The organism is Trichocoleus desertorum AS-A10, from assembly GCF_039962155.1.
Taxonomy (GTDB): domain Bacteria; phylum Cyanobacteriota; class Cyanobacteriia; order FACHB-46; family FACHB-46; genus Trichocoleus.
The window spans coordinates 1-6,307 of sequence record NZ_JAMPKN010000099.1 but is presented as its reverse complement, the minus strand read 5'-3'; the positions used below and the strand labels follow the sequence as shown (position 1 = coordinate 6,307).

Annotated in this window: 7 protein-coding genes; 6 read left to right on the top strand and 1 reads right to left on the bottom strand. The window is 51.1% G+C overall.

The genetic code is table 11. The annotated features are described in order from the left end of the window. Positions 1-343 precede the first annotated feature (343 nt). The 6 genes from NDA01_RS30950 (at position 344) to NDA01_RS30925 (ending at position 4,946) form a co-directional block, all read left to right on the top strand. Positions 344-658, top strand: a complete 315-nt coding sequence (locus NDA01_RS30950) for a tyrosine-type recombinase/integrase (RefSeq protein ID WP_348231069.1) — start codon at positions 344-346, stop codon at positions 656-658. Between the two features lie 105 nt (positions 659-763). Beyond that, positions 764-949, top strand: coding sequence for a hypothetical protein (locus NDA01_RS30945; RefSeq protein ID WP_348231068.1), 186 nt, complete (start codon positions 764-766; stop codon positions 947-949). Positions 950-953: 4 nt separating this feature from the next. Further along, positions 954-1,106, top strand: a complete 153-nt coding sequence (locus tag NDA01_RS30940; RefSeq protein WP_431193599.1) for an NrtR DNA-binding winged helix domain-containing protein — start codon at positions 954-956, stop codon at positions 1,104-1,106. Between the two features lie 243 nt (positions 1,107-1,349). Next, positions 1,350-3,263 carry a GUN4 domain-containing protein gene (locus tag NDA01_RS30935; protein ID WP_348231067.1) on the top strand — a complete coding sequence of 638 codons (1,914 nt, stop codon included), beginning with the start codon at positions 1,350-1,352 and terminating at the stop codon, positions 3,261-3,263. Positions 3,264-3,651: 388 nt separating this feature from the next. Further along, positions 3,652-4,722, top strand: a complete 1,071-nt coding sequence (rsgA, locus tag NDA01_RS30930; RefSeq protein WP_348231066.1) for a ribosome small subunit-dependent GTPase A — start codon at positions 3,652-3,654, stop codon at positions 4,720-4,722. Positions 4,723-4,733: 11 nt separating this feature from the next. Then, positions 4,734-4,946 (top strand): tyrosine-type recombinase/integrase, encoded by a 213-nt coding sequence (locus NDA01_RS30925; RefSeq protein WP_431193598.1) that lies wholly within the window; start codon positions 4,734-4,736, stop codon positions 4,944-4,946. Positions 4,947-5,139: 193 nt separating this feature from the next. Here NDA01_RS30925 and NDA01_RS30920 read toward each other — a convergent pair whose 3' ends face one another. After that, a complete protein-coding gene (locus tag NDA01_RS30920; RefSeq protein WP_348231065.1) occupies positions 5,140-5,910 on the bottom strand; it encodes a hypothetical protein in 771 nt (256 codons plus the stop codon). Between the last annotated feature and the right edge of the window lie 397 nt (positions 5,911-6,307).

Below are 6,307 nucleotides of genomic sequence, written 5' to 3'. Positions count from 1 at the left end.
AAATGTTCTAGAAGGCTTGCAGCAGTTGATGGCATGGTCAGTTAGGAGTCTCTGGCTAAAACGCTCTAATCCAGTATCTCACCCACTCTCTTGCCCCAATTTAGATGCGTTTGCCCTGGGTGGATGCCATTATCGCGCTACTCAAGCGGAGCAATGCTGAGGAGAGTATCTCGCCTCTCAGCTCCTTGGGATGTTAGCGTTGCGATCCCTTGAAGTCTTCCTGAGATATGCCTTAAGCCACAAAAATTGCACAAAAACATTGCCGAAACGAGGTATCTTAGGCAATGTTTTTGTGCAAAGCTAAGCAATCGTTGCTTGATTGCTGCGACCTTAGTCTCAATGGTTGAGAGGCGATCGCGATCGTGCCCTGTTTGGCATCTGCCTTTATACGGGATGTCGCATCAGTGAGGCTGGCTCAATGCTGACCACAGATGCTTATGATGTAGTGGGAGTCAGAATGAAGATTACTTTGCGTAAGGCCAACACCAAGGGGAAGCAGGAGACACGGCAAATTCCCATTAATGCAACTCTCAAAAGATACTTGGAGACGTACCGTACCGGGGCGGGTCAACAGTACCTCTTCCCCGGACGGCACGGGCGCGGGCACATCAATCCTAAGTCGGCAGACGAGATTCTACGGGAGATGTGCGATCGTTAGGGGCTGGTCAGGGTCAGGACACAGTTGTAGACGAACTGTCTTGACCCTGATAAGCAGTGCCGGGGGCCGCTACGGGTAGTTCAGGAGATATCGGGACAGCGCAGCTTGCAAGCGCTTCAACGCTATCTTGGGGTTTCAGAGTTGCAACTAGAGGGGCGATCGCAGCTCTTAATTTTTGAGGGGCTGACAGTTGCGATTGAAGTATTTGTTTCAAGGCAGAAGCGCAATGACAGAATGAGATTTTCGACGGTTTCAGCAGAGCGATCGCCTCAAGGGCAAAGTCCGTTATGAGCCGATCCGTTTTGAACTTCTCTCAAGCAAATTCACCCTCTCCCAACTGCAAAACCTGTATGAAACCGTGTTGGGGGTATCTCTAGATAAGGGCAACTTTCGCAAAGAAATTCTCAAAATGGATTTGCTTATCGAGCTGGACAACTCAAATCGATAAATCAAAGTACCCTCAACTCAAAGAAAAAGGCTTCAATTTTGAGATTTAGTTAGGAATTTTTCTTCCATCCGTTGTATCCAGTTTTGAGTGCCCAGCCTTAGCAAACCGAGGTTTAGCTTGATTTGTCTCAATGAGCTTGGTTGAATTCCCTGGTTACCCTGCGGCTGATCCAACAGCGTCAGTTCAGCTATGCGATCGCTCTGCTCCATCACTCCTCATCGCCTACAACCTTAGAAAGATCTGATGAATCGCTTCTTTTGTGCTCTCTTATTAGGAACTAGCTTGGTTGTTCCCTACCCCAATCTCTTGGCGCTGCCAACTCAGATGGCCGTCGCCCAAGAAGTCTCTGGCCCAGTTCTCGCGCAGGCTTCCCGCATAGATGTAAGTGTTCTGCGCCAGCAGCTAAAGGCGCAAGATTGGCGGGCTGCTGATGCTGAAACTCGCCGGATTTTGGAGACTTGGGTGCATCCTAAAGGTGATATTTTTAGCTCACCCCTCGCCACTAATATTCCCCCGGAAGTATTGCAAACCTTAGACCAACTCTGGACAGAAGCTAGCGGTGGGCGTTTTGGCTTCAGTGCTCAGAAACAGATCTGGGATCAGGTGAGAGCCAAACATCCTGACAATACGAATACTGCGGCTAAAGCCTTTGGCGATCGCGTCGGCTGGACTCGGTCAACTCCTGACCCAGACAACTTTGTAGCTCCGGAGTGGTTGACTGAGCCAGAGCTAAATTACTCGCGGCAAGCTCCCGTGGGACACCTACCTTGGGCGGGTATTTCCTGGGAGCGTATTAGTGGCATGCTCAATGCTCAAAGCTGTGGCAGCTGTATGATCGATGCCCTCTATCTGCAAGGCGATCGCTTCAAACGTTACCTACCTGTCCTGTTCGGCTGGCTCTCTACAGCTCTGGAAGCTCCTTTACCCACTGAAGGTAGCTGGAACCAAGCCCGGCTCGCCCGCTCCATCGACCTGCGATCGCTTTACTCCAACAAAAACTGCCCTGCCTATCCGGTGGCCCAAGCCATTAGCCCCGACAGCAAGCTTCTGGCGATCAGCAGCTATAGCTATGAGGACTCTTGTAATGGAGGAGCCAACAACAGCACACTAGCGCTATGGAATGCAGAGCGAGGCACTCGGCTGATTACTCTCCTGCGGGGCCAAGCAACAAAAGCTTCTTCCTATAGGGGAACAGCTCAGGAACCTCCAACTGAGTCTAACCGCATTGTGGGAGATGTCGCCAATTCGGTAGCTTTCACACCGGATGGTCGGCTGGTGGCAGCAGGACTCTCTAATGGCACGATCCGCCTGTGGGACACTGATCAAGGGAAGGCGGTACGGACGATCAGTGGTCATCGGTATGCGGTTAGAGCGATCGCTATTAGCAGCGATGGGCAACGACTTGCTAGCATCAGTAGCGATCGCACGATCAAGCTGTGGAACCTGCAAACGGGGCAACTTCTACGCACCATCACTTTGCAGCCCTCCGATGGCATTGCGACTACTCTGTTGATCAGTGCTGATGGTAAGCGGCTAGCCACGGCCAGCGATCGCAACACCCTACAACTCTGGGACGCAACCACTGGGCAACTGATTCGCACTTTGGTTGGTCAAGCCGCTAACCTCCCGCCCAGATTGCCTCTAGCTTTTAGTCCCAACGGCCAACTCCTAGCGGCTGCAGATAGCGATCGCAGCATCAAGTTGTGGAATGCTACTACAGGAGTGCGACTGATCACCCTACGCAAACACAGCAACTCAATTCAACACCTAGCGTTTAGCTCCGATAGTCAGCAGCTAGCCAGTAGTGAAGAGAAAACAGCTTATCTCTGGAATCTTCGCACCTACCAACCTATCCACACTCTTAACCTAGTCCAGTCGGCTGGACATCCAGTGCAGCCAAACAATCTGGGCTATCTGGCGTTTAGTCCTGATGGCAGCGTCTTAGCCACCAGTAGCTTGCTTTTGCCATTGGTGGAAAGCGAGCCAATTCCGCGCCAAGGGATTCTCTTGTGGAATACCCAGACAGGGCAAAGCATCACAGCAATCTATGGTGTGAGTCGGTTCCAGTTCAGCCCCAATGGTCAATTCTTGATCGCCAACGGCAGAGCTGTGCAACTCTGGCAACCTTATCGCCCCCTGATTTCCACAAAAAACTAACCCCCAGCCTTTTCCCTGCCTAGCTTGCTTCCCTCCAGGGATAGCGATGCGAGCCGAATTTCAAAGTCCCTTTCCGATGCGGAGAGGGCTTTAGGGGGAGGCCCACAAGGTTTCGCTGGGCGATGTAGGCATTAGCCTGAGAGACAAAACTGATTTCAGGAACTCGGGGATATGAGATTGTAGACCAAAGATATTTGTATTTAGGAAGCAAGAAATATGACTGAGCGGGTCACTGTAACCACTGCCATGCCAAATTCAATCAACCGTCAGGCAGTCACAGAGATGCTGGCTTAGATGCAGATGCAATTGACCTAATTTCATCTCGCTAAAAACGGGCATTCCTCTGTGAACTTGGCCGATTGCCAGCTTTACTTGAGGAATTACACAAATGAGTTTAGAACAGCTAGGCTGGAGCGATTTTTTTGCTCACAGCTTTGCCCCCTATCGTGCCGCAGGTTACAAAGTAGGTCGAGTAGCGCTAGAGCACAAGCAAACCTACCTCCTCTACACCGAGCAAGGAGAAATCGCGGCTGAAGTCACGGGGAAGTTTCGCCATCAAGCAGCCAGTTCCCACAATTTTCCAGCCGTGGGCGATTGGGTTGTGGTCAACCTACCTGCTGGAGCTGAGAAAGCGACCATCCATCAAGTACTGCCACACAAAAGCAAGTTCTCGCGACAAGCGGCGGGGGCCAAAACGACCGAGCAAGTCGTGGCAACAAACATTGATACCGTCTTTTTGGTATCCAGCCTGGATAGCAACTTCAATCTCCGCCGCATTGAGCGTTACTTGGTTTTAACTTGGGAGAGTGGAGCCAATCCGGTGATTCTGCTCAACAAAGCGGATCTGTGCGATTGCGTAGAAGCACGAATCTCAGAGGTAGAAGCAATCGCTTTGGGAGTGCCCATTCTGGTTTTGAGCGCGGCTCAACAGCAAGGTCTAGAAGCGTTACAGCCCTATTTACAATCGGGACAAACAGTAGCTCTGCTCGGCTCATCAGGAGTAGGTAAGTCAACCATCACCAATCAATTGCTAGGTCTGGAAGCTCAGGCGGTTCAAGCAGTGCGGCAGCAAGACCACAAAGGGAGACATACCACCACCCATCGGCAATTGATTCGCCTGACTTCTGGAGGCTGTATTGTTGACACGCCAGGGATGCGGGAACTCCAGCTCTGGTCAGCAGCGGAGGGCTTGCAGGAAACCTTTGCCGACATTGAGGAGTTAGCCCAGCAATGCCGTTTTCGCGATTGTCAACATACAACCGAACCAGGGTGTGCTGTACAGGAAGCCATAGAACAAGGGTTACTCGATCCCGCTCGATTTTTCAGCTATCAAAAGCTGCAACGAGAGCTAGATTATGCCACCCGTAAACAGGACCTATCTGCCCAATTAGCCGAAAAGGAGAAATGGAAGAAGATCCACAAAGCCTTACGCGATCGCTCAAAGCATAGCTGGAGCTGAGCAATAGGGTTTTGCATACTGTTCAATATAGCGATCGCTTAGGGCTTGTAGGGGTCAGTACCCACAGTTTTAGACGAACTGCCTTGACCCAGATGAGTAGCGCCGGGGTGCCGCTGCGAGTGATTCAGGAAATCTCCGGGCACCGCAGCTTGCAGGCACTTCAACGGTATTTAGAGGTTACGGAGCTGCAACTGGAGGGGGCGATCGCGTCTCTGAGCTTCTGAGTTTCTAAGGGCGATCACTTCGTTATTAGGTTAACCACTCTCGGACTATTTGCTCAGGGGCGATCTTGTCAGCAAGTCTTGGAGGTGATTATGCCTGCTTAGAACTCCACTCTCTTTGAGCCTAACCTTCCAAGTCATGTGCTAACTTCCACTAGGCCCAGGCGATCGCCTTCCTAGCTCAGCTTTTTGTTCTTCAAACGCACCCCCTAGGTGTCCGGGAGCCTACATTAATCCGATTCATCCCAGCCAGATTCAGGAGCGCGCTATCATAGCGAACCACCTGGCGGTTAACTTTGTACCCTCGTCGGACGGATAAAGCTTTACTGGGACCAAAACTCGCAAAAGATTCTCCTGCACTCCGCACAGAAGCGCCCTGGAGGGTTTGGGCTGCACGGCCACTAACGGTGTTGCCGTTGGCCTGTCCCTCGACACAAATCGCTTCTCCATCAACATAGGAAAAAACTCCAGACACGTTATTCCCCTGCTTGCGGAAGTGGAACACGATGCCGCCATTGGCTACGAGGGTTTCGTCGGAAACGATGCTCTGATTGGTCGTTCCATTCCAATAACGATAATTGCCGTCAGCTAGAGCTTGGATGGTTTTTGTCGGTGCATTGACTGGCGCTAAAACGTCTGCCCGGCTAATTAGCATGACCGTCTCACTTTTCCCGCAGTCGAGATTTCCCTGGCAGGCTTCTGCTAGGATATTACCCGATTCGTAGGTGAGAGGTACCCGTTTGCCCACTAGCTGTTGTTCACAAATGTTGAATTCGGCAAATTCGGTTGAGGTTTTTCCACTATCGTCTTTTAGCTCTACATAACAGGCCCGGTCACCAGCGGTGAGGCGTTGAATCGTGGCGATAGGGGGTTGGCTGGCGGTGGCGGTAGAACCCAGTGCTCTGACCAACAAAATGCTGGCAATGACCGTTGCAGAAACCCACTGACGTTTTGAAAATAATCTCATGGTGGAAGTCCTAATAATTGTTAAATCGTCGGTCAAATTAGCGAGAGCGGCTGTCGTTGCTGGATAGTGTGGTGCACTCATGCCCATCATTCCAGGCCACCTTACCCGCCGCCAGGGCTTGAATTTCCACTGTTGTCAGCGCTGCCAGCTTTGTTGAATTTATTGGGGTAATATTTGGCTAGCCAAGCATCATCGAATTGATATCGAACATGTGATTGGCACCATCATCAATGGTGGCCAGACTATTCAGTGCTCAAGTAATGGGCAACCGCAGTGAGAATATGCTGGAGATGCGTTGTTCAACTTGAATCCGATCACTAGGCCTGACCTTACCACTAATTGCAACAATACCGCCTTGATCGTCGATGCGTTCAAGATCATTATCTAGGGGTATGGT

Coding starts and splice junctions, on each gene's coding strand:
- NDA01_RS30935 (WP_348231067.1), top strand. CDS start 1,350: ATGAATCGCTTCTTTTGTGCTCTCTTATTAGGAACTAGCTTGGTTGTT.
- rsgA (WP_348231066.1), top strand. CDS start 3,652: ATGAGTTTAGAACAGCTAGGCTGGAGCGATTTTTTTGCTCACAGCTTT.
- NDA01_RS30920 (WP_348231065.1), bottom strand. CDS start 5,910: ATGAGATTATTTTCAAAACGTCAGTGGGTTTCTGCAACGGTCATTGCC.